The sequence below is a fragment of the Devosia beringensis genome (assembly GCF_014926585.1).
Taxonomy (GTDB): Bacteria; Pseudomonadota; Alphaproteobacteria; order Rhizobiales; family Devosiaceae; genus Devosia; species Devosia beringensis.
This window is the reverse complement of record NZ_CP045422.1, coordinates 213,912-236,398: the sequence shown is the minus strand read 5'-3', so window position 1 is coordinate 236,398 and position 22,487 is coordinate 213,912. Positions and strand designations below refer to the sequence as shown.

At 63.5% G+C, this 22,487-nt stretch carries 22 protein-coding genes; 15 read left to right on the top strand and 7 right to left on the bottom strand.

Annotation, left to right across the window (positions count from 1 at the left end):
• Positions 1 to 33: 33 nt before the first annotated feature.
• Both GDR53_RS01260 and GDR53_RS01255 read right to left on the bottom strand, forming a co-directional pair.
• Complete coding sequence (locus GDR53_RS01260) at positions 34 to 777, bottom strand: SDR family oxidoreductase (RefSeq protein WP_193336324.1); 744 nt, start codon at positions 775 to 777, stop codon at positions 34 to 36.
• Positions 778 to 788: 11 nt separating this feature from the next.
• Positions 789 to 1,091: a hypothetical protein gene (locus GDR53_RS01255; RefSeq protein ID WP_193336323.1), complete on the bottom strand. Its 303-nt coding sequence runs from the start codon at positions 1,089 to 1,091 to the stop codon at positions 789 to 791.
• Positions 1,092 to 1,214: 123 nt separating this feature from the next.
• Here GDR53_RS01255 and GDR53_RS01250 point away from each other — a divergent pair, with 123 nt between their 5' ends.
• The 3 genes from GDR53_RS01250 (at position 1,215) to GDR53_RS01240 (ending at position 6,490) form a co-directional block, all read left to right on the top strand.
• The gene (locus GDR53_RS01250; RefSeq protein ID WP_193336322.1) at positions 1,215 to 2,615 is read left to right on the top strand and encodes a porin family protein; all 1,401 of its coding nucleotides are present in this window, start codon (positions 1,215 to 1,217) and stop codon (positions 2,613 to 2,615) included.
• Between the two features lie 247 nt (positions 2,616 to 2,862).
• A complete protein-coding gene (locus GDR53_RS01245; protein ID WP_193336321.1) occupies positions 2,863 to 5,790 on the top strand; it encodes an OmpA family protein in 2,928 nt (975 codons plus the stop codon).
• Between the two features lie 151 nt (positions 5,791 to 5,941).
• Entirely contained in the window at positions 5,942 to 6,490 is a 549-nt protein-coding gene (locus GDR53_RS01240; protein WP_193336320.1) for a hypothetical protein, read from the top strand.
• A 28-nt stretch (positions 6,491 to 6,518) separates the two neighbouring features.
• Here GDR53_RS01240 and GDR53_RS01235 read toward each other — a convergent pair whose 3' ends face one another.
• A complete protein-coding gene (locus GDR53_RS01235; RefSeq protein ID WP_193336319.1) occupies positions 6,519 to 7,451 on the bottom strand; it encodes an alpha/beta hydrolase in 933 nt (310 codons plus the stop codon).
• Between the two features lie 256 nt (positions 7,452 to 7,707).
• Between GDR53_RS01235 and dapA the strand changes: the two genes are divergently transcribed.
• The gene (dapA, locus tag GDR53_RS01230; RefSeq protein ID WP_193336318.1) at positions 7,708 to 8,583 is read left to right on the top strand and encodes a 4-hydroxy-tetrahydrodipicolinate synthase; all 876 of its coding nucleotides are present in this window, start codon (positions 7,708 to 7,710) and stop codon (positions 8,581 to 8,583) included.
• A 5-nt stretch (positions 8,584 to 8,588) separates the two neighbouring features.
• Positions 8,589 to 9,086, top strand: a complete 498-nt coding sequence (gene smpB, locus GDR53_RS01225; protein ID WP_193336317.1) for an SsrA-binding protein SmpB — start codon at positions 8,589 to 8,591, stop codon at positions 9,084 to 9,086.
• Positions 9,087 to 9,130: 44 nt separating this feature from the next.
• Here the strand turns inward: smpB and GDR53_RS01220 are convergent, their stop codons facing one another.
• A complete protein-coding gene (locus tag GDR53_RS01220; protein ID WP_193336316.1) occupies positions 9,131 to 9,703 on the bottom strand; it encodes a LabA-like NYN domain-containing protein in 573 nt (190 codons plus the stop codon).
• Positions 9,704 to 9,927: 224 nt separating this feature from the next.
• Here GDR53_RS01220 and rpoZ point away from each other — a divergent pair, with 224 nt between their 5' ends.
• The 10 genes from rpoZ to GDR53_RS01170 all read left to right on the top strand — a co-directional run bounded on the left by rpoZ (position 9,928) and on the right by GDR53_RS01170 (position 20,062).
• On the top strand, positions 9,928 to 10,296 hold the full coding sequence (rpoZ, locus tag GDR53_RS01215; RefSeq protein WP_193336315.1) for a DNA-directed RNA polymerase subunit omega: 369 nt from the start codon (positions 9,928 to 9,930) through the stop codon (positions 10,294 to 10,296).
• Positions 10,297 to 10,548: 252 nt separating this feature from the next.
• A complete protein-coding gene (locus GDR53_RS01210) occupies positions 10,549 to 12,834 on the top strand; it encodes a RelA/SpoT family protein (protein WP_193336314.1) in 2,286 nt (761 codons plus the stop codon).
• Positions 12,821 to 13,414, top strand: a complete 594-nt coding sequence (gene pyrE, locus GDR53_RS01205; RefSeq protein WP_193336313.1) for an orotate phosphoribosyltransferase — start codon at positions 12,821 to 12,823, stop codon at positions 13,412 to 13,414. The genes GDR53_RS01210 and pyrE overlap by 14 nt, the downstream gene beginning before the upstream one ends.
• Positions 13,411 to 13,827, top strand: a complete 417-nt coding sequence (acpS, locus tag GDR53_RS01200) for a holo-ACP synthase (RefSeq protein WP_193336312.1) — start codon at positions 13,411 to 13,413, stop codon at positions 13,825 to 13,827. The genes pyrE and acpS overlap by 4 nt, the downstream gene beginning before the upstream one ends.
• An 87-nt stretch (positions 13,828 to 13,914) precedes the next feature.
• Complete coding sequence (gene lepB, locus GDR53_RS01195) at positions 13,915 to 14,709, top strand: signal peptidase I (RefSeq protein ID WP_193336311.1); 795 nt, start codon at positions 13,915 to 13,917, stop codon at positions 14,707 to 14,709.
• A complete protein-coding gene (gene rnc, locus GDR53_RS01190) occupies positions 14,706 to 15,413 on the top strand; it encodes a ribonuclease III (RefSeq protein WP_193336310.1) in 708 nt (235 codons plus the stop codon). Before lepB ends, rnc begins: the two co-directional genes overlap by 4 nt.
• Complete coding sequence (era, locus tag GDR53_RS01185) at positions 15,410 to 16,333, top strand: GTPase Era (RefSeq protein WP_193336309.1); 924 nt, start codon at positions 15,410 to 15,412, stop codon at positions 16,331 to 16,333. Before rnc ends, era begins: the two co-directional genes overlap by 4 nt.
• 9 nt (positions 16,334 to 16,342) lie before the next feature.
• Positions 16,343 to 17,050 carry a DNA repair protein RecO gene (gene recO, locus GDR53_RS01180; protein WP_193336308.1) on the top strand — a complete coding sequence of 236 codons (708 nt, stop codon included), beginning with the start codon at positions 16,343 to 16,345 and terminating at the stop codon, positions 17,048 to 17,050.
• A 433-nt stretch (positions 17,051 to 17,483) separates the two neighbouring features.
• Positions 17,484 to 19,754 carry a DNA topoisomerase IV subunit A gene (parC, locus tag GDR53_RS01175; RefSeq protein WP_193336307.1) on the top strand — a complete coding sequence of 757 codons (2,271 nt, stop codon included), beginning with the start codon at positions 17,484 to 17,486 and terminating at the stop codon, positions 19,752 to 19,754.
• A 17-nt stretch (positions 19,755 to 19,771) separates the two neighbouring features.
• Positions 19,772 to 20,062 carry a Dabb family protein gene (locus tag GDR53_RS01170; RefSeq protein ID WP_408639776.1) on the top strand — a complete coding sequence of 97 codons (291 nt, stop codon included), beginning with the start codon at positions 19,772 to 19,774 and terminating at the stop codon, positions 20,060 to 20,062.
• A gap of 19 nt (positions 20,063 to 20,081) precedes the next feature.
• Here the strand turns inward: GDR53_RS01170 and GDR53_RS01165 are convergent, their stop codons facing one another.
• From GDR53_RS01165 to GDR53_RS01155, 3 genes are all read right to left on the bottom strand, one after another.
• Positions 20,082 to 21,071, bottom strand: coding sequence for an endonuclease/exonuclease/phosphatase family protein (locus tag GDR53_RS01165; RefSeq protein WP_193336305.1), 990 nt, complete (start codon positions 21,069 to 21,071; stop codon positions 20,082 to 20,084).
• A 63-nt stretch (positions 21,072 to 21,134) separates the two neighbouring features.
• Positions 21,135 to 21,863 (bottom strand): arginyltransferase, encoded by a 729-nt coding sequence (locus tag GDR53_RS01160; protein ID WP_193336304.1) that lies wholly within the window; start codon positions 21,861 to 21,863, stop codon positions 21,135 to 21,137.
• A 59-nt stretch (positions 21,864 to 21,922) separates the two neighbouring features.
• A complete protein-coding gene (locus GDR53_RS01155) occupies positions 21,923 to 22,441 on the bottom strand; it encodes an RDD family protein (RefSeq protein ID WP_193336303.1) in 519 nt (172 codons plus the stop codon).
• Between the last annotated feature and the right edge of the window lie 46 nt (positions 22,442 to 22,487).

Below are 22,487 nucleotides of genomic sequence, written 5' to 3'. Positions count from 1 at the left end.
GGTGAGAAGGCCATGAGAGCTCTGCTCGAATGGCTAGCCCCTGCCGATATAGGGCATATTGGTCGCCATCACTGTCATGAACTGCACATTCGCAGCCAAGGGCAGGCCCGCCATATAGAGCACCCCATCCACCACATGCCGCACGTCGAAGGTCGGCTCCGGCATCATCGTACCATTGGCCTGCAGCGAGCCGCTGTTCATCTGGCTGGTCATGTCGGTGGCCGCATTGCCGATATCGATCTGGCCGCAGGCTATGCCGAATGCCCGTCCATCCAGCGAGATCGCCTTGGTCAGCCCGGTAATGGCATGCTTGGACGTTGTATAGGAGGCGGCCTCGGGGCGGGGGGCATGCGCCGAGATCGAGCCGTTGTTGATGATCCGTCCGCCCTGCGGCGCCTGGTCTCGCATGATGCGGAAGGCTTCTCGCGCCACGTAGAAGGCGCCGTTGAGATTGGTATCGATCATCTCGCGCCAGACCTTTACATCCAGATCGCCGAACAGCGTGGCCGGCGCAAACCGCCCCGCATTGTTGAACACCACGTCGACGCGGCCATAGGTGCGCCGGACCCCGGCGAAGAAATCGGCGACCGCGTCCGGGTCGGTAACGTCGCAGGCCGCCGCATAGCCACCGGTGTCACGGCGCACGGGCTCCAGCGCATCCCGGCGACGGCCGCAGATGGCGACATCATAGCCCTGCGCCGCAAATCCCAGCGCCACCGCTCTGCCGATCCCCGATCCGCCGCCGGTCACCACGGCGACCTTCTTGCCCTCAGTCATGCACCCTCCAATTAAGGCAACGCCGACCGACGCGCCTTTTCCTTGCCTGATTCCGTCCACGCTTCGGCCACAGCCACTGGCGCACCATTTCGGCGCATTTGATGCCCCCAATTCGGCGGCAGCGCCAGTCCTTGCCGCGAAACCCCTGCAAAACCGGCAATCTTAACGTCGCGTTCAATTTGGTTAACGAATGGTTTCGGACTGTGTGCTGAATCTGCAACATCCGCCTCACAACCACATTGCTGCCATGCAAAACGGCCTTTGCGTGATTGCGTCGGCTTTGCCCATGCGTAGAGTGGGTCTTGCGAATCCATGCATGGGATCGTTTGTCGGTCGCAACGCGACGGCAACACACTGCACCACGAATAGTGTGGTCGCGTTTCGACAAACCAGCCGGGCAACCGGCACCAAGAATGACTGACTTTGGAGGTCAACCTATGAAACTCAAGAGCCTTATCCTCGGTTCTGTTGCTGCTGCCGGTCTCTCGACCGCTGGCTTTGCTGCCGATCTCGGCGTCCTCACCTCGCTGGACGTTTGCGACGACCTGGGTCTTTCCGGCCTGACGATCTCGTCCGACGAAAACTGCCTGCAGATTTCGGGTAGCGTTGCCTACACGTTTGAATATGGCAACTTCAACGGCGACGGCCGTATCGTTGCCAACACCCTGCCGTCAGCTGCTTTCGGCGGCGTCAACGGTGACGGCGTTCGTCGCTTTGATACTCCAAACGGTACCGCTGCCGGCGCTGCTGACTGGAATTCGAAGGTCGAGACCTTCCTTAAGTTCGTCGGCACCCAGGCCAGCGATTTCGGTCCCGCTCGCGTGGTGATCAACCTGCGCCAGCGCGACTATCTGCGTGCTCGTGACAACGTAACTGCAACTGACGGCGATGCACACCCACTGCGCGCTCAGGATGCCTATGTTCAGGTCGGCGACGGCACCGTGCTGTCCGCCGGTAAGAAGGGTTCGATCTTCAACGAAGGCGACGACGAGCCATTCAACTTCACTGGCCTGTTCATGTCTGACGACGCCGACAAGGGCGTTTGGGAAGGTCCGGTTCGCAAGGGTGGCCACGTCATCCAGCTGGAATCCTCGTTTGGCAACGGCGTTGCCGGCGGCATCGCTCTCGAAGCGCTCGATCGTACCGACAACCAGGCTGGCAGCCTGATCGGCGTGCTGAACTACGCTGGTGACTCTGTCACTGCACACATCAGCGGTTCGCTTGGTGGCATACTCGACGGTGTCCAGACCACCGGTGACACCTATGCTATTCATGCCGGCGTAACCGGCACGTTCGATGCCTTCAAGCTCCGCGCTGCTGGTTCGTACAGCGGTGGCTACGCAGTTGGCGGCAACTGGTCCTACTGGAACGGCCTGGCCTCGGCCGAAGGCAATTTCGACATGTTCAAGGTTGCCCTGTCCGGTGAAGTTGGCGGCGGGACTCTCGCTGGCGGCGGTGACGCAGGTACCGACTTCGGTATCGGTGCATCGGTTGGTGCCACTGTAACCGAAGGCGTCTCGATCAACCTCGGCGGCCGTTACTTCAACGACGGCACTGCTGGTGTTGGCGACGGCTACCAGGTTGCAGCCCAGCTCGTTGCTGCTGTCACCGAAACCCTCAAGATCACCGGCGAAGTCGGCGTCTATGGCCATGGCGAAGACACCGTTGCCTTCAACCGCAACACCGGTGCAGCTCTCAACGCTGCAACCTCGGACTTCTACGGTTCGGCCGAACTGGCTTGGGCTCCCGGCGGTGGTTTCACCTCCTCGCTCGGCGCCAAGGTTCAGCAGAACGGCGCTTACAAGGTTACCTTCAAGGCCGCCAAGGCTTTCAAGTAAGCCTTACTGCTTATCAGAATGGAAAGGCCCGGCTCACGCCGGGCCTTTCTGCTTTTGCGGTCAGTCTTCAGGGCCACCTGCGGACCGGCCACCCGATTCTGTCCAAACCACCATGGATGCCCGGCGTATCAGCGACCGGCGAGATATAGCTGTGGTTTGCCAAGGGTTTGCGCTCCCAATTTTCATTCCATCGCATGCCGAAATACTCTAGCCTTGCGCCAAATGCGGGCAGCTCATCGGAACAGCTATGATTAGGGACCTCCTCAAGTGGATCGTGCCGGGGCTCGCCATCGTCCTGGCTGGTTCGACGCTCACCCTGGCAATGACCTCCACCCGCATAGCCGGGGACGTGGCGTCGCAATCCACCGCCATGGCGCAGCGCGCCGGCTTTGATTGGGCTGAACTGTCCTTTGCCACGCGTGACGTCACTGTTTCAGGCACGACGACGGATCAGGCCTATGTCGATGCCGCCGTGCAGCGCCTCGCGCTGGTTCCGGGCGTTCGCAGTATTCACGCCGACGTCACTCTGGCCCCTTCACTGGCGCCTTTTCGCCTCGAGGCGGCGTTGAGCGACGGCACGGTCGCGCTTTCGGGCGGCGTTCCAGACGAAAAAACCCGTCAATTGCTGCTCGCCCGCGCCGATCTGCAGCAGGCCGATCTTGAACTGCGCTCCGGCATGCCCGATCGCCGCGCCTGGATCGCCGGCGCCCAGTTCGCCATCGACCAGTTGCGCTATTTCGACCAGGGCACGACAATGCTGGCCGATCTTTCCGTCGACATCACCGGCCGTGCCAAGTCCGAGCGCGCCTATCGCGATCTGCTGATTGTCATGCGCGCCGGCCCGCCTGCCGGCGTTACGCTGGGCAAGGTCGAGATCATTCCGGCGCTGATATCGCCCTATCAATGGAGCGCCAGCTCGGATGGGTCGCGTATAGAGATAACCGGCTACATACCCGATCACCTGCTGGCCGAACGCTTTCGGACGGCGGCCACCAGTGGCCTTGAAGTTGCCACGGGCCTCTCGCTGGGCTCCGGCGAGCCGGCTGGATTTGCCGAACTATCCCAAACGCTTGTCGAACAACTCTCACGTCTTGAATACGGCAAGGCGAGTATCGTGGATGGTCAAAGCACCCTGGCCGGCGCGCCCCGGACACTCGAGATTGCCCAGGCCGTCACCGAGGCTCTGCAGCCGGCCGGTTCCATCGTCGTGCTGGAGCCGCCGCGGATCGATGACTATTGGGTGAGTGCCACCTTGCAGGCCGGCGGCAAGGTGGTTTTTGATGGCTACGCCCCCGACGCGGCAACGCGCGATGGACTGCAGCAGCGCCCGGGCGCCGATACCCAGTATCTGCAGCTGGGGCGCGGCGCGCCGGAGCGCTACCAGTCGGCAGTGGATTTCGGTCTTTCGGCACTCGCCCGCATGAGCGAAGGCCGCTTCGCCCTGCAGCAAAAGCAGCTCACGCTCAGCGGCACCGCCCTGTCCGGTGATGATTATCAGGGCCTGCTGGCGGCCTTGTCGTCAGAAGTGCCGCAGGGCTTTACCCTGGCATCTTCGGAAATCCTGGCTCCCGCCGCCACGCCCTATCTCTGGTCCGCCACCAAGCCATTTACCGGTCCCATTACCCTCTCGGGCATGGTGCCGCAGCCCGAGGCCAAGCTGGCCCTTCTGGGCGCGGCCGGCCCCTCGGCAACCGACGCGCTGGCCTATGCCTCAGGTGAGCCGCGCAACTTTCTCGCCACGGCCCAGACGGGTATCGCGCTGCTGCGCTGGCTCGCGGACGGACAGGTGGTTTTCGACGGCACCGGCTGGACCGTAACCGGATCGGCAAAATCGGCCATCGACAAGGCCGCCCTCGAGGCCGACTTTGCCTCCCGCCAGTTGGCCGGTTCAGGCTGGTCCATGGCCGTCGCCAGCCCGCCGCCCGCTGTTGCGACCGTCGCTGTCCCCGCCGCGTCGGTAGAAGCGCCCTATCGCTGGTCAGCGACCAAGCTGCCGAACGGCGCCATCACGCTGACCGGCCGCGTACCGGCAGAGACGCTCAAGCGCATCCTGGCCGATCGGGCAGGCGATCAGGTCACAGACGAGACCACCATCGATCCCGCCGCCCCTGACGGCTTTACTCAGGATGCGCTCGCAGCCATGAAAGCCTTGGCCAATGTGAGCGATGGCCTGGCCAGTTTTGATGGCGACCGCTGGCGGATCGACGGCAATCTGGTCGAGGCGCGCAGTGCCGATGCCATAGACACCGCCCTGGCGGGCGCCGCAACGCCGGCTTTGGACTGGCGCCTGACGCTGCTGCCACCCCCCGCGATAGCGGAGGCAGCGCCTGCTGAGCCGGCCGCGGCTCCTTTGGTTGTGGCGCCCACTGCCGCGCCACCGCCAACCCCGGTTACCGTCGATCCGGCCTATGCCTTTTCCGTCCGCCTGTCCGCCGATGGCAGCCTGATCTTCAGCGGCCAGGTGCCGAGCGACGCCGCTCTGCAGAGCCTCCTGGCCATTGCCGATGGCGACACAGCCGCGGTCAGCATCGCCGCAGGCGCGCCGGACACCTTTCTTGCCAGTGCCGAAATCGGCCTGGCGGCCCTGCGCCAGCTGACCGCCAGCGAGCTCAATTTTGCCGCCTCTGCCTGGCAGCTGACCGGCGTTGCTCCCGATACTGCCACCCGCGACACCGTCACGGCGAAAATTGCCGCCGACACCACCGCCACCTGGTCCGTGAAACTTGAAACGCCCGCACCCGCTGTAGCGCCCCCGGTTGCCGCGCCCCCGGTCGTCGAGCCGTCCAGCGAAAAAGTCGATATTTCGGCCTGTGCCGGCCCGATCGCCGATTTTTCCGGCCGCAATGCCATCCTGTTCCAGTCCGGCGCCGCCTTGATCGCCGATGAATCCGAACTGGCGCTTGATGAATTGGTGATCCTGCTCAATGCCTGTCCCGAGGCGGTGATCCAAGTTGAAGGCCATACCGATGCCGATGGCGATGCCCAGCAAAATCTGGGCCTGTCGGTCGCGCGCGCCGAAGCCGTGGTCAACGCCCTGACGGCGCGCGGCGCCAATCCGGCCCGCCTCTACGCGGTCGGCTATGGCGAGAGCCAGCCCATTGCCGACAACGCCACGGCTGCAGGCAAGCGCCAGAATCGGCGTATTGTGGTAACGGTGAGCGATGCGCACTTCTAGGCGTGCGGCGCAGGGCGGAGACGGGCGATGAGCTGGGCGTCGATTGGGTTCCTGACGGCATATGACTGGCCCTATCTGCTGGCCGTGGCTCTTGTCGGCCTGCTGGTCGGCTGGCGCAGCTTCAGCCCACCCAAAGCGTGAGCGGCCAGCCATGCCCAGCCTGACCCACATCCTCGAAACGACGCTGCTGGTGCTGCTGGCCTATCTGCTGGGCTGCAGCATCGGCTATCTTGTCCATCGCGTGCTTTATGCCGCGCGGGGGACGCGACAGGTGCCAGCGGCAGCTATCCCCGTGGCGCTCACCCCGACCGCCGCCGCGCCGCGGGCCCGCCGGACGATGACGCCGGCCGCGCGCCTGGCTTCCGCCGTATCCGACGACCCGGTCTCGCGCAATGCGCCAGTGCCATCCGCCGGTTCAGCACCGGCGACGCCTGCATCAGCCGCCGGGCCTCGGCCGTCTGCCCTTGGCAAGCCACGCGCCGGTGGCCCCGATGATCTCCGGCAGATCAAGGGCATTGGCCCCAAGCTCGTGGCTGCGCTCAACGCCCTGGGGGTCTATCACCTCGATCAGGTCGCGACCTGGTCTGCCGCCAATGTCGATTGGGTCGACGGGCAACTGGCCCTCAAGGGCCGGATCACGCGGGAGCGCTGGGTGGAACAGGCCAAGGCGATCGTCAATGTCACCCGGCTGAGCGCCTGAGCGTCCATCCCGGCGGTCCGCACGCCCCCTAGGCCGCCCGTCCCAGCATCTTGGCGCTGGCGCGCGCGACGAAGGCTGCCACCGCCGCAATCTCCTCGCGCTGGTCAAACAGGGCAGGGGATCCCTGTCCGGCAATGGTCAGGGCCAGTGCATCGGGGCGACGGCGGATCATCTCGTCAAAGGTCTCGCGGCGCAACTGGTCGGTCAGTTGGGTGCGCAGCAGCAGCAGCGGGGCGCCGCTAAGGGCGTCAAACAGCGGCCATGGGGCCATCAGCACATCATCGAAATTGATCTCGGCCAGCGCCTCTATCAGCCGCGGATCGTAGAGCGGCTTGGCGCGGCCGCTTTTATCGAGGAAATGGCTGCGCCCCACCAGGGTATCGAGCTGCTCATCGGGCAGGCCTGGATAGTCGCCACTCAGGATGCGCCGAAAGCCGGCCGTCACCGCCTTGTTGCCGCGCAGCCCCTCGATATGGGCCAGATTGTTGCGCAGTCGCACGATGCCGCGCGGGTCGGTCACCGGCCCGGCGTCGAGCAGCACCGTGCCTGCCACCAGCAGCGGGTGCGCCGCTGCGAGCGCCATGGCGACCTGTCCGCCCTGGCCCTGGCCGAGCACCACCGCTTCCGCGATTCCGAGCGCCATCAGGATGGCGGCGACATCGCGCGCATCGGTAAGCGTGTTGTAATCCTCGGCCCGGCGTCGATTGTCAGCCCTGCCGCGCCCTGGCAGGTCGAGCAGCACCACCGGGCCGTCGCCGACATGGGAAAAATAGCCGGCAAAGGCAGCAAAATCGCTCATATTGCGCTGGTAGCCGGGAATGCAGACCACCGGCAGCCGGTTCGACGACAGCGTGCCGACGATATGCACCGCGGCCGCAATCCCCTCCGCCAGGCAGATAGGGGTAATCGGCAGGCCGGCAAAGGCCGCATGGTCGGCGGGCACGACTCTCGGTCGAGGCATGGTCAGGGCACCTTTGACTTTCGCCCATGGTGCGGCAGCGGCCGCGCCGGCTCAAGCGTTTTCGGCTGCAACGCGTCAGTTCGTGCGGCCTCCAGGTTGCGAAAAAGACCATTCCCGGCAGCGCCGCGCTCAACTAGCCGTTGTGGACCCCGGCGATAAAAACTATGGTGCGGCGTCCAAAAACCGGCGCAATAGCCGGATCAAACTATCGGCCCCGGCGCGCGCGGGGCACCCCAAAATGAGGAAATTTCGACAAATGCTGCGAGGATCGATACCGGCACTCATCACTCCCATGGCCAATGGGATCGTCGATGAGAAAGCCTTCGCGAGCTTTGTCGAATGGCAGATCGCCGAGGGCAGTCATGGCCTGGTGCCGGTCGGCACCACCGGCGAAAGCCCCACCGTCAGCCATGAAGAACATCGGCGCGTCGTCGAGATCTGCGTCGAGGTCGCCAATAAGCGTGTCCCGGTCGTGGCGGGCGCTGGCTCCAATTCGACGGCCGAAGCGGTCTCCCTGGCAAAGTTTGCCGAGGCGACCGGCGCCGATGCCGTGCTCTCCGTGGTGCCCTATTACAACAAGCCCAACCAGGAAGGGCTGTTCCAGCACTTTTCGGCCGTTGCCAGCGCGGTCGGCATCCCGGTCATCCTCTATAGCGTGCCCGGCCGCACCATTGTCGACCTCAGCGTCGACACCATTGCCCGGCTGCACGAGGCGCACGCCAATATCATCGGCGTCAAGGATGCGACCGGCAACATGGAGCGGGCCAGCATGCAGCGCAGCAAGCTCGGCCCCGATTTCATCCTGCTCTCGGGCGATGACAGCAGCGCTTTAGGCTTCAACGCCCATGGCGGCCACGGCTGCATTTCCGTCACCGCCAATGTCGCGCCGCGCCTGTGTTCGCAGTTGCAGACCCTGTCGCTGGCCGGCGATTTCGTCGGTGCGCGCGCCGTCAATGACAAGCTGGTCTACCTGCACAAGGACCTGTTCATGGAGCCCAATCCATCGCCGGCCAAGTATGTCGCCAACCGGCTCAACCTCTGCGCCAATGAAATGCGCCTGCCCCTGGTGCCCATCAGCAAGTCGACGCAGGACGCCATGGACTTTGCAATTGCGCATGCAGGGCTTATCTAAGCCCCATGGCTCCAAAGAACGACAAAGCAAAGAACGGTGTGATCAGCCACGGTCTCGTGGCGGAGAACCGGCGCTCGCGTTACGACTACGAGATTGGCGAAACCTTCGAGGCCGGCATCGTCCTGACCGGCACCGAGGTCAAGTCACTGCGCCTGGGCAAGGCCCAGATCACCGAATCCTATGCCTCGCCGGAAAAGGGCGAGCTCTGGCTGATCAACGCCCATATCCCCGAATATCTGCAGGCCAATCGCTTCAACCACGAGGAAAAGCGGCCGCGCAAGCTGCTGGTGTCGCGCAAGCAACTCGCCCATCTGGGCGAGGAAGTCGCCCGCGCCGGCAATACCATCGTGCCGCTCAAGCTGTTCTTCAACGATCAGGGCTTTGCCAAGCTGCTGATCGGCGTCGGCAAGGGCAAGAAGAACTATGACAAGCGCGAAACCGAGCGCAATCGCGACTGGAATCGCGACAAGTCACGCATCATGAAAGAGGGCGGCCGGGGCTGATCGCCACCGCCGCCCTTGGCGATCCGCTCAGGGCGCCGACTGCGCTACTCGGCTTCGTCCGCCATTGGTGCAGCAACCGGCCGCGTGGTCGGTGGACGTCCCACGGTCTTGGCCAGATCGGCGACATCGATGAAGAAATCGGCCTGCCGGCGCAGATCGTCCGAAATCATCGGCGTCGACGTGGTCAGCGTTGATACGACGGTCACTCGTTTGCCCATGCGCTGCAGCGACGCGACCAGCGCGGTAAAGTCGCCATCGCCGGAAAACAGCACCATATGGTCATAATGGGGGGCGAGCTCGAGTGCATCCACGCAGAGCTCGATATCCATATTGCCCTTCACCTTGCGGCGCCCGGCAGCGTCGGTGAATTCCTTGGCAGGCTTGGTCACCACCGTAAAGCCATTGTAATCCAGCCAGTCGATGAGCGGGCGTATCGAGGAATATTCCTGATCTTCCACCAACGCCGTGTAGTAATTGGCCCGCAGCAGGAAGGCCTTGGCCTTGAACTCGGCCAGCAGGCGACGATAATCGATGTCGATCCCGATGGCCTTGGAGGTCGCGTAAAGATTGGCACCGTCGATGAACAGAACTATCTTTTCGCGGGCGTCGATGGTCATAGCAAATCTCTCAAAAAGTGCCGCGGGGCCAAGTCCAGCGCGCATCAGATTATTATTTTAAATTCCGCAGAAAGTCTAATTAATCGGTGATGTCACGTTTTTGGCCCTGTGACAAGATGATGCCGGTTTTCGTGACCGATTGGAGGCATGGGACACGCCATCCTTGTGCCGGGCAGGGCGCTCGTGTATGGGAAGCGCTCATTCCATAAATTTTGGAGACGTCCGTGGCCCGCGTCACCGTTGAAGACTGCATTGAAAAGATCGAAAACCGCTTCGATCTGGTTCTTATGGCCGCCCATCGTGCGCGCATGATTTCCTCGGGCGCCCAGATCACCGTCTCGCGCGACAATGACAAGAATCCCGTTGTTGCCCTGCGCGAAATCGGCGACGGCGCCATCTCGCCCGACGATCTGCGCGAAGATCTGATCCACTCGCTGCAGAAATATGTCGAAGTCGACGAGCCTGAGAGCCATGCCGCGCCGCAGATCGAAAGCGCTGGCGCTGATGATTCGATGAGCTTTGACAGCATGAGCGAAGAAGAACTGCTGCGCGGCATCGAGAGCCTGGCCCCGCCAGAGCGCCGCGATGACTAGACATCGTCCCGTAAGGGCAAATCGCGCCGGTGGCGCGATTTGAGATGGCTAGGCCATGAGAGCTACGCTCGAATGGCCCGGGTGACCAGCATGTACGATATTTCAACACCCTCGGCGCCAGCTGGGGGTGTTTCGTTTCTGGGGCGGGGCAGGGAGCAACCTACGCGCGTCCCGCACATACTTGTTCCCGCGCACCTTTCCCATTTTCTTTCAAAGCGCTAAGCTTCTCGTTCAGAGCGAGCGACCAATCCCATGATGCGTCAGTACGAGCTTGTCGAACGCGTTCAGGCGTATAACCCGAACGTCGACGAGCAGTTGTTGAACAAGGCCTATGTCTACGCCATGCAGAAGCATGGCTCGCAGAAGCGTGCCTCGGGCGACCCCTATTTCAACCATCCCCTCGAAGTGGCGGCCATCCTCACCGAGCTCAAGCTCGATGACGCTTCCATCGTCGTTGGCCTGCTGCACGACACCATCGAGGATACCGACGCCACCCGGGCCGAGATCGACCAGCTGTTCGGCGCCGAGATCGGCGCCATCGTCGATGGCTTGACCAAGATCGAGCGCCTCAACCTCGTCTCGCGCGAAGAGGCCCAGGCCGAGAACCTGCGCAAGCTGCTGCTGGCCATCAGCCAGGACGTCCGCGTGCTGCTGGTCAAGCTGGCCGACCGCCTGCACAATATGCGCACCCTGCAATACATGCCGCCCGAAAAGCGCACCCGTATTGCCCAGGAGACCATGGATATCTATGCCCCGCTGGCGGGCCGCATGGGTATGCAGGACATGCGTAGCGAGCTTGAGGACATTTCCTTCAAGATACTGCAGCCCGAGCACTATCAGGCCATCGTCGCCCGGCTCGACGAGATGCAGGCCACCTATCGCGAGACCATTGCCACCATTTCCACCGAGCTGAGCGAGCGCCTCTCCGCCGAGGGCATCACCGCCCGGGTCAAGGCGCGGGTGAAGTCGCCCTTTTCGATCTTCAACAAGATCGAGCGCAAGTCGATCGCGCTCGAACAGCTCTCCGACATGATCGGCTTCCGCGTCATCGTCGGCTCCACCGACGAGTGCTATCACACGCTGGGCGTGGTCCACACCAAGTGGAAGGTCGTGCCTGGCCGGTTCAAGGACTATATCTCGGTCCCCAAGCACAATGACTATCAGTCGATCCACACCACCATTGTTGGCCCCGGCCGCCAGCGCGCCGAGCTGCAGATCCGCACAGAGGAAATGGACCGCATCGCCGAGTTCGGCATCGCCGCCCATGCCCTCTACAAGGATGGCGCCTCGGCCGATCTCAGCCGCATCGAGAACGAGTCGCACGCCTATGGCTCGCTGCGCTCGACCATTGCCCATCTGACGGCCGGCAATTCCACCGAGGATTTCCTCGAATATACTAAGCTCGAACTCTTCCAGGACCAGGTGTTCTGCTTCACCCCACGCGGCCGCCTGATTGCCCTGCCGCGCGGCGCCACGCCCATCGATTTCGCCTATGCCCTGCATACCGATATCGGCGATACCACCGTGGGGGCCAAGATCAATGGCGCCATCCTGCCGCTGGTGACCCAGTTGCGCAGCGGCGACGAGGTCGAGATCATCCGCGACCACAACCACATGCCGCCCATCAACTGGCTCGGCATTGCCGCCACCGGCAAGGCCCGCGCCGCCATTCGCCGCGCCGTCCGGCATGCCGCGACCCAGCGCACCTTCGCCTTGGGCGAACACGTGCTCAACATGATGCTCGAGCGCGAAGGCGTCATGCTGGACGATACCGAGGCCAAGACCCTGGCCGAGGCCCTGGGCATGGCCAGCCGCCGCGACCTGCTGATTGCCGTGGGCGAAGGCAAGATCGGCGCCGAGCCACTGGCCACCGAACTGGCCAGCATCAAGGGCCTGCGCAAGCGCCGCCGCAAGCTCGATCTGCCGGTTGCCGACACCGCTGATGGCTGGTTCGCCCTGCGCTCCACCGATCTGTTCCGCTTCCGCGTGCCGGGCGGCCAGCGTTCGGGCCCCCATGCCAAGGCGGCCCTCTCCCAGCTTGATTTCCACATCGGCGTGACGGTTTCGGCGGAAGGCGTCGTGCCCGGCGATCGGCTGGTCGGCATCCTGCAGCCCGACCAGCCGATGCAGATCTATCCCATCCATTCCGAGGCGCTGATCGACCTGCATGACAGCGATGTCGCCTGGGTCGACGTCCGCTGGAACCTGGCGGGCCGCGAAGATCGTCCCTATGCCACGGTCATCTCCATGGAAAGCGTCAACAAGCCCGGCTCGCTGGCCCAGATTTCCGCCGCCATCGCCGCCTGCGACGCCAATATCAACAATCTGGTGATGCGGATGATTTCACCCGATTTTCACCAGATGATCTTTGAAATCGAGGTGCGCGACCTTGCGCAGCTGACTGATGTTCTGGCAACGCTCAAGCGCAGTCCCGGCCTTTCCGCCGTGCAGCGCGCCGGGGTGCGCGAGGCATCCATGATTTCCACCCTTGAGTGGGACGGCAAGGTCGACAAGAGGTTTAACGATGACAAAAGATGACGTGCTGGCCATTTTCCGCGAATGCGGCGCCATGCTCGAGGGGCACTTCATCCTGTCCTCCGGCCTGCGCTCGCCCGTTTTCCTGCAGAAGGCCAAAGTGTTCCAGTACCCGGCCCAGACCGAAAAGCTCTGCAGGGCGCTGGCCGCCAAGATCCATGCCGATGGCTTCGGCGATGTGACCAAGGTCGTCTCCCCCGCCATTGGCGGCATCATCCCCGGCTACGAAACCGCCCGCCATCTGGGCCTGCCCGCCCTCTATACAGAGCGCGTCGACGGCAAGTTCGAGCTGCGCCGCGGTTTCGAGATCGCCCCTGACGACAAGGTCATCGTGGTGGAAGACATCGTCTCTACTGGCCTCTCCATCCGCGAATGCGTCGCCGCCTTGCGCGCAATCGGCGCCAATGTCGTGGCTGCGGCCTGCCTGATCGACCGCTCCGGCGGCGAGGCCGATGTCGGCGTGCCGCTGGTCAGCCTCATCGAGTTCAAGGTGCCCGCTTACCCTGCCGATCAGCTCCCCCCCGAACTGGCCGCCATTCCGGCCGTCAAGCCCGGCAGCCGCGGCATTCAGGGGGTCAAGTGATCATCGGCCTCGGCTCCGACCTCATCCAGATCGATCGCGTCGCCAAGACGCTCGAGCGCTATGGCAGCCGCTTCACCCAGCGCTGCTTCACCGAGATCGAGCAGCGCAAATCCGATCGCCGCGCCCAGCGTGCTGCCTCCTATGCCAAGCGCTTTGCCGCCAAGGAGGCCTGTTCCAAGGCCCTGGGCACCGGTCTCAGCCACGGCGTCTATTGGCGCGACATGGGCGTGGTCAACATGCCGTCCGGCAAGCCGACCATGGCCCTGACCAATGGCGCCGCCGCCGCTTTGGCCCGACTTGTCCCGCCTGGTCACACACCCCACATTCACATCACCATCACCGACGATGCCGGGCTCGCCCAGGCCTTCGTCATCATCGAAGCGCTGCCCATTGCTGGCACCGAACACGCCTAGGCGCCGCAGCTTGCCCAGCCGGCCAACGCAATTGACCGCGCTGACGCAAGAGACTAACCCTGCCGCACGATCAATCCGGGGAAACCGATGAGCCAGCCCGCCGACAAACCTGCCCACAAGTCTGCGACCAGTGAATGGCTTGAAACCATCATTGTCGTGGTCGAGGCGCTGCTGATCGCCATCGTGCTGCGCTCTTTCCTCTACCAGCCCTTTTCCATCCCCACCGCCTCGATGCAGCAGACCCTGATGATCGGCGATTACTTCGTCGCCAACAAGTTCGTCTGGGGCTATGGCAAGCATTCCTTCTCGCTGGGCCGCTACGGCAATTTCACCGCGCTCGATTTCGAGCTGCCCATCACCAACCGTATTCTCGGCCGTGATCCCAACCGCGGCGACATCGCCGTCTTCCGCCCCGTGCCGCAGGATGTCGAATACATCAAGCGCATCGTCGGCCTGCCGGGTGACCGCATCCAGATGAAGGAAGGCCGGCTCTATATCAACGACGTCATGGTCGAGCGTGAAGAGATCGGCACCACCACCGATACCGACAGCTCGGCCCAGTCGGTGCAGGTTACCGTCTATCGCGAGACCTTCCCCGAAGGCACCACGCACACCATCCAGGAAATCTCCGATGCCGGCCCGCTCGACAATACCCAGGTCTATGTCGTCCCTGCCGGTCACTACTTCATGATGGGCGACAACCGGGATCGCTCGGCCGACAGCCGCGTGCTCAGCCAGGTCGGTTATGTCCCCGCCATCAACCTGATCGCCAAGGCCGAGGCCCGCTTCTTCTCGATCACCGACAATATTCCGCCATGGCAGATCTGGCAGTGGCCCGCCAATGTCCGCTGGGATCGCATGTTCCAGTCCGTCGACCGATGAGCCGTGGCGCGCGCGATCATGAAAAACTGCAGTTCCGTCTCGGCTATCGCTTTGCCGATCCGGGCCTGCTCGATCGCGCGCTGACCCATTCCAGCGCCGTCTCGCCCGCCCGCCGCATCGAGCAGTCCTATCAGCGCCTCGAATTCCTCGGCGATCGCGTCCTCGGCCTTGTCGTCGCCGACATGCTCTATCGCCGCTATCCCAAGGCCAATGAGGGCGAGCTCAGCCGCACGCTCAATACCCTCGTGCGCAAGGAGACCTGCGCCGTCATCGCCCGCACCCTCAATCTGGGCGCCGAGATGATCCTGGGCGAGAGCGAGGCCCGCACCGGCGGCGCCGAGAAGGAAGCCATTCTGGGCGACGTCACCGAAGCCGTCATCGGCGCCATCTATTGCGACGGCGGCATGGGCAAGGCCTATGAATTCGTCGAGCGCATGTTCGCCGAGTTTCTCGCCGACGGCCAGGCCAACAAGCCCGATGCCAAGACCGCTCTCCAGGAATGGGCCCAGGCCCGCGGTCTTGAGCCCCCCAATTACCTCCAGGTCGCCCGCACCGGGCCCGACCATGCCCCCGAATTCACCATTGCCATTGCCCTGGGCGATTTCGAACAGTTGAGCGCTATCGGTCCTTCCAAGAAGATCGCCGAACACAAGGCGGCAGAACTGTTCCTGCTCACCCATAAGGTGTGGAAGGAAAGCAAATGAACACACCAGAACAACTCTCCGATACGTCCTGCGGCTTTATCGCTTTGGTCGGCGCCCCCAATGCCGGCAAGTCGACTCTGCTCAATTCCCTGGTCGGCACCAAGGTGTCCATCGTCACCCACAAGGCGCAGACCACCCGCAGCCAGGTGCGTGGCGTCGTCACCCAGGATCAGGCGCAGCTGATCTTCATCGATACGCCCGGCATCTTCGCCCCCAAGCGCCGGCTGGACCGCGCCATGGTGCAGAGCGCCTGGGGCGGGGCAGGCGATGCCGACATTGTCGGCTTCATCATCGATGCCGAGCGCGGCATCACGCCTGATCTGGAATCCATGATCGAGGGCCTGGGCAATATCAACCATCCCAAGATCCTGATCCTCAACAAGATCGACACCATCAAGAACGAGGCTCTGCTCGAGCTCAGCCAGACCCTCAACGCTAAGCTGCGCTTTGAGGCCACCTTCATGATCTCGGCCCTCAAGGGCTATGGCGTCTCCGATCTCATGGCGTGGTGCATCAAGCACATTCCGCCCGGCCCCTGGCACTTCCCCGAGGATCACCTCACCGATCTGACCATGGCCATCACCGCGGCCGAAATCACCCGCGAAAAGCTCTTTCTGCGCGTGCATGACGAGATCCCCTATAACTGCACGGTCGAGACCGAGAGCTTCAAGATCCAGCCCAACGGCTCCTACAAGATCGATCAGGTGGTCTATGTCACCCGCGACAGCCACAAGAAGATCGTGCTCGGCGCCGGCGGCCAGACCATCAAGGCCATCGGCCAGGAAGCCCGCAAGGAGCTGATGGAAATGTACGAGGTGCCGATCCACCTCTTCCTGTTCGTCAAGGTCCGCGAAAAGTGGGGCGACGACCCCGAGCGCTACCGCGAAATGGGTCTCGAATACCCGCACGGGAAAGACTAGGCTCCAGCGATGGAGTGGACCGGCGAAGCCCTGCTCATCGGCGTTCGCCGCCATGGCGAGAGCAGCGTCATTGCCGAGGCCATGGTGGCCGGGCGCGGGCGCTGCCTGGGCCTGGTGCGCGGCGGCCGTTCCACCCGCTTGGCCCCCGTCCTGCAGCCCGGCAATACCATCCAGATCACCTGGCGCGCCCGTCTGGAGGACCAGCTCGGCCAGTTTATCGTCGAGCTGCTGACCGCCCGCGCCGCCGAACTGGTCGTGGATCGCACCCGGCTCTATCTGAGCCAGCTGGTCTGCGAGCACCTCCGCCTGCTGCCCGAGCGCGATCCCGATGATCGCCTGCTCGGCATGGCCCTGCGCCTGATCGACAGCCCGCCAGACGGCGTTGCTCTCGTCCAGTTCGAACTGGCCGTGCTCGACGACCTCGGCTTCGGCCTCGACCTCACCCAGTGCGCCGTCACCGGCACCACCGAAGACCTGACCCACGTTTCGCCCAAATCGGGCAGGGCGGTCTCCCGGGCCGCCGCTGCGCCCTATCTCGATCGCCTGCTGCCACTGCCCAGCTTCCTGACCACCCGCGGCAATGCCAGCCCGCATGACATCGCCGACGCGCTGAGCCTCACCAGCCATTTCTTGCAAAGCCGCGTCTTCGGTCCCCGCGACCTGGCGCTTTCGGCCACCCGTGACGCTCTGGTAACGGCCCTGACGCGGGAGCACTGACAGCCGCGTCGCTTGTGGCGATCAGCTGATGTCTCAGCGCGCATTAGACGCTGCCTATCTGCCCCGCTTATCCCCGCTTGTTCACGCCATGGCATAATGCCTCATCACCCCACGCGGCGGCCTGCAGGCGAACAGTGGTGGGGTGAGCCGGGTGGGGGCTTTGCCTCTCCCACAGGTTCCGAGACGGCCGTGCGAGGACGAGCGATCCCGTGCCGCCGAACAGTTCCAAAAACCGGCACCCCGAGGCGAAGGTCGTCTCATTTTTAAATTTACCAGAGGCGATTGCCGCCTCGGGGTCCGCTCCTCTGTGACAACCGCGATCCAGGCGGCGCTTTTGCACGTCCAAACCCGTGCAAAAGCTGGCGTCTTCGTCCACAAGCCACCGCCAGCCGCTATAGTGCTTTCCTGATTCGTTCTGCTGGAATGCTTGCCAATGGCCGACACTGATACCCTGCCGCCTGCCGATGACCAGCGCGTTGTCGACCTCAAGCAGGCGCTTGAGGAGCGGTATCTCTCGTACGCCCTCTCCACCATCACCCAGCGCGCGCTGCCCGACGTGCGCGACGGCCTCAAGCCGGTGCATCGCCGCATCATCCATGCCATGCGACTGCTCAAGCTCGATCCGGGTCAGGGCTACAAGAAGTCCGCCCGTATCGTCGGTGACGTGATCGGTAAGTTTCATCCCCATGGCGACCAGTCGATCTATGACGCCCTGGTCCGCCTCGCGCAGGATTTTGCCCTGCGCTATCCCCTGGTCGACGGCCAGGGCAATTTCGGCAATATCGACGGCGATAACGCCGCTGCCATGCGCTACACCGAAAGCCGCATGACCGATGTGGCCATGCGCCTGCTCGAAGGCATCACCGAAGACGCCATCGATTTCAAGGCCACCTATGACGGCGAAGACGAAGAGCCCGTCGTCCTGCCCTCCAACTTTCCCAACCTGCTGGCCAATGGCTCCACCGGCATTGCCGTGGGCATGGCGACCTCCATCCCGCCGCACAATGTCTACGAGCTCTGCGAAGCCGCGCTGCACCTGATCAACGTCAATCCGGACGCCACCGCGCTCGAGCTCACCCAGTTCGTCAAGGGCCCCGATTTCCCCACCGGCGGCATCATGGTGGAGAGTGCCTCCTCCATCGCCCATTCCTATGCCACCGGCCGCGGCTCGTTCCGCCTGCGTGCCAAATGGGAAATCGAGGAAACCGGCCGCGGCGTCTATCTGATCGTCGTCACCGAAATTCCCTATGGCATCCAGAAGTCGCGCCTGGTCGAAAAGATCGCCGAATTGCTGCTGGCCAAGAAGCTGCCTTTGCTCAAGGACGTGCGCGACGAAAGCTCGGACGATATCCGCCTCGTGCTCGAGCCGCGCGCGCGCACCGTCGACGCCGTCATCCTGATGGAGCAGCTGTTCAAGACCAGCGACCTGGAAACCCGCTTCCCGCTCAATCTGAATGTGCTCGATCGCGGCGCCGTGCCCAAGGTCATGGGCCTGCCGCAGGCTTTGCGCGCCTGGCTCGAGCACCGCAAGGAAGTCCTGGTCCGCCGCTCCAACTATCGCCTGGGCCAGATTGCCCACCGCCTCGAAGTGCTGGGCGGCTATATCATCGCCTATCTCAACCTCGACGAGGTGATCCGCATCATCCGCGAGGAGGATGATGCCAAGGCCAGCCTGATGGCGACCTTCGAGCTCAGCGACGTGCAGGCCGAAGCCATTCTCAACATGCGCTTGCGCTCCCTGCGCAAGCTCGAGGAAATCGAGCTGCGCAAGGAACACGACAACCTGACCAAGGAACAGGGCCAGCTCGAGGCGCTGCTGGCCTCCGACAAGCGGCAATGGGCGTCAATCAGCAAGGAAATCGAGGCGCTCAAGAAGGCCTATCCGCTACTCGAGGCCGATGGCATAACGCCCCATAAGCTGGGCGCCCGCCGCACCATTCTCATGGATGCGCCCAATGCCGACCTCTCCGAGGTCACCGAAGCCTTTATCGAGCGCGAGCCGATTACCGTCATCCTGTCTGAAAAGGGCTGGATCCGCGCGCCCAAGGGGCACTCGGACGACATCGACGACAAGGCCTTCAAGGCCGGCGACCGGCTCAAGCTGGCCATCAAGTGCGAGACGACCGACAAGCTGCTCATGCTCACCACCGGCGGCAAGGTCTATACGCTGGGGGGCGACAAGCTGCCCGGCGGCCGCGGCCAGGGCGAGCCGGTGCGCATCATCGTCGACATGGAGGAAGGCCAGGATATCGTCGATATCTTCGTCTACAAGCCGGGCCGCAAGCGCGTCATTGCCTCGTCCAACGGCTATGGCTTCATCGTCAGCGAAGACGAGATGATCGCCAATACCCGCAAGGGCAAGCAGGTGCTCAACGTCACCACGCCGGACGAGGCTGCGCTGCTGGTGCCGCTCAATGGTGACCGCGTCGCCGTCATCGGCCAGAACCGCAAGCTGCTGGTCTTCCCGCTCAGCCAGCTGGCCGAAATGGGCCGCGGCAAGGGAGTGCGGCTGCAGAAGTACAAGGATGGCGGCATTTCCGACCTCAAGACCTTCTACGCCGCCGATGGCCTGACCTGGATGGATTCCTCGGGCCGCACCTATACCAAGCCGATGGAAGAGCTGACCGACTGGCTGGGCGACCGTGCCACCGCCGGCCGCCAGCCGCCCAACGGCTTCCCTCGCAACAACAGGTTTGTCGGATGATCCGCCACTGCGTTTTCGTGAAATTCCGCGCCGACGTCTCCCCGGCCGAGAAGGCCGATATCTATGCCGGCCTCAACGCCTTGGTCGGGCAGATTCCCGGTCTGCTGGGCGCCGATTTCGGCCCGAACATCTCGCCGGAAGGCGTGTCGCAGGGCTTCAATGACGGCTTCATCATGGACCTGGCCGACGCCGCCGCCCGCGACCGCTACCTGGTCGATCCGGCCCACAAGGCCGCCGGCTCTCGCCTTGTCGCCGCCCTGCAGGGCGGCCGCGACGGCATCATGGTCTTCGATCTGCAGGTCGACTGAACAGGCCAGGCCCGCGACGTCAGTGCACCGAAAAGGTGAACACCACCGGCAGGTGATCGCTGGCGGTCCGGCCGCCGGCATGCAGCTCATGCACCACCACGCCGCCCCGCACCATCACATGGTCGAGCGGCAGGAACGGGATCGCATCGCGCCAGGCGCCGAAATAATAAAAGCGCATCGGAAAGGTCACCAGGTTGACCGTTTCGCGCACCAGCCCATTGGCCGCCACGAAATTGCGCAGCGCATAGGACCAGGCCGTCGAGTTGAAATCGCCCGCCACGATAAGCGGCCCCTCGATGCTGGCAAGCAGGTCCGATAGCCCCGCCAGCTGATCGCGCTGCCGTTCCATTGGCAAGGGCCAGTCCATATGCGTGGTCAGCAGCGAAAACGACTTACCCCCGGGCGTGCTGAACTGTGCCAGAATATGCCCGGTCCGGTCGGTCACATAGGCATTGTTGGGGCAGGCCCCGTCCTGTGCCTGGTCGAACGGCAGGCGGGAATAGAGCCCCAGATTGGCGCGTTTGCCGCCCAGGCACCGCGCGAAGAACGGATAGCTGGCCAGCAGCAACGGATGCAGGTCCGTCGCCTGCTCGCCAAAATATTCCTGCAGCACGATGATGTCGGGATTCTCCGCCCGGATCGCCGCCATGACCTGTTCCATATCGTAGTTGAGGCCAAACAGGTTATGCGTCATCACCGTCACGGTATCGGACGTCGTCGCCGGCGGGCGGGGCTGTAGTCCGGCAATAAATTCCGGAACCATCACATTGGCCGATGCCGCCAACCCCATGAAGGCATAGATGACAGCAATCTCGCGGACCTTGCCGCGCAGCGCGAGCGCGACGATCAGCAGCCCCGCCAGGGTCGCCGGGAACAGCAGGATCTGCGCGTGATTGAGAAGGTCGAAAACCGGTACGGCAAAGCCGAACAGCGCGGCGATGGCCAGGGACGCCGCCAGCAATGCCCCAAGCACGAGGCAAAACCGGATCGTCTGCAGCAACAGGGGCATGGGCAATCCCGTGAGAATGGTGGAACCGCTCTCGGGGAGAGGTGTGGCGCAAAGATGGCGCCGTCAGTCCAGCAGGCACCAGCCGAGCGGACCGCGTTGCACCTGCAGCGGCGCGAACTGCACCTTGTAGGCCATCTTGGGCGAATCCTTCACCCAATAGCCAAGATAGACATAGTCGAGCGCCGCCGAACGCACCTGGGCAATGTGGTCGAGAATGAGAAAGGTGCCCAGGCTGCGGTGCGCCAGGTCGGGATCGTAGAAGGAATAGACCATGGAAAGCCCGTCCGGCATGACATCGGTCAGGGCCACCGCCACCAGCCTCTGCTCGGGGTCGTCGCGCAGCCGGTATTCGATCAGCACCGATTGCACCGGCGTGTCTTCCACCATGTATTCGTAGTCGACAAAGCTCATCTGCGTCATGCCGCCGCCGGCATGGCGCGACTCCAGATAGCGTTTGAACAGCTCATATTGTTCGCTGGTGGCCACGGTGGGGCGCACCTCGATGCTGATGTCTTCATTGGTCCGCAGCACCCGGCGATAGCGCTTGGACGGCTCAAAGGCATCTGCCACGATCCGCACCGACTGGCAGGCATTGCAGCCTTCGCAGGCCGGCCGGTAGATCAGGTTCTGGCTGCGCCGGAAGCCGTTCTCGCTGAGCAGGTGATGCAGGTGTGCCGCCCGCCTTCCGGTCAGGTGCGTGAACAGCTTGCGCTCCTGCTTGCCCGGCAGATAGGGGCAGGGCATGGCCGCAGTCAGGAACAGCTGGGTGGTGTCGGGCGTCTGGTCGGTCATCCGAGACCCTTGAGTGCGATCAGGGGATTGTACGCCCCCCGATCACCCGCGGCAACGGTTCAATATGCCTCGTTGGTCCGCGCCGAATGATTGCGCCAGTGCCGCTCCATCGGCGACCGTCGCAGCATCAGTGTGCCGGTGATCAGGTCATGCAGCATTTGCCGGCGCGGCGTGAACAGCGCGAACAGCAGCGACACCGGCCAGGAAATCCAGGTCGTGATCCAGAACACGCCGGCATGGATGATGGCCATCCAGCCATCCAGCGGCTGCCCGCGCGTCGGCGTCAGCACGATATCCATGGCCTGCATGCCCCAGGTCGCCCGCTTGGGGGAGCCCAGCGTAATGCCATAATAGAGCACGATGGTCGCCGGTACGACCAGGGTCAGGGCTAGCCATGCCAAGCCGAAGGTCAGGAAGCCGGCAATCAGCCCCACCAGGGAAAAGGCCAGGATCATGGCGCCCATCACCAGGAGGTCGACGCAGAATGCGGCAACGCGCCGGGTCAGTAGGCCCTCGAACAGTTCGGGGGCGCTTTGCGGGTCGGGCAGGGCAGGGCGGAGCGTATCGGTCTGGTTCATGATCAAAACATTGTCATGGCAAGGGGCCAGCGCAAGAGGCCGGATG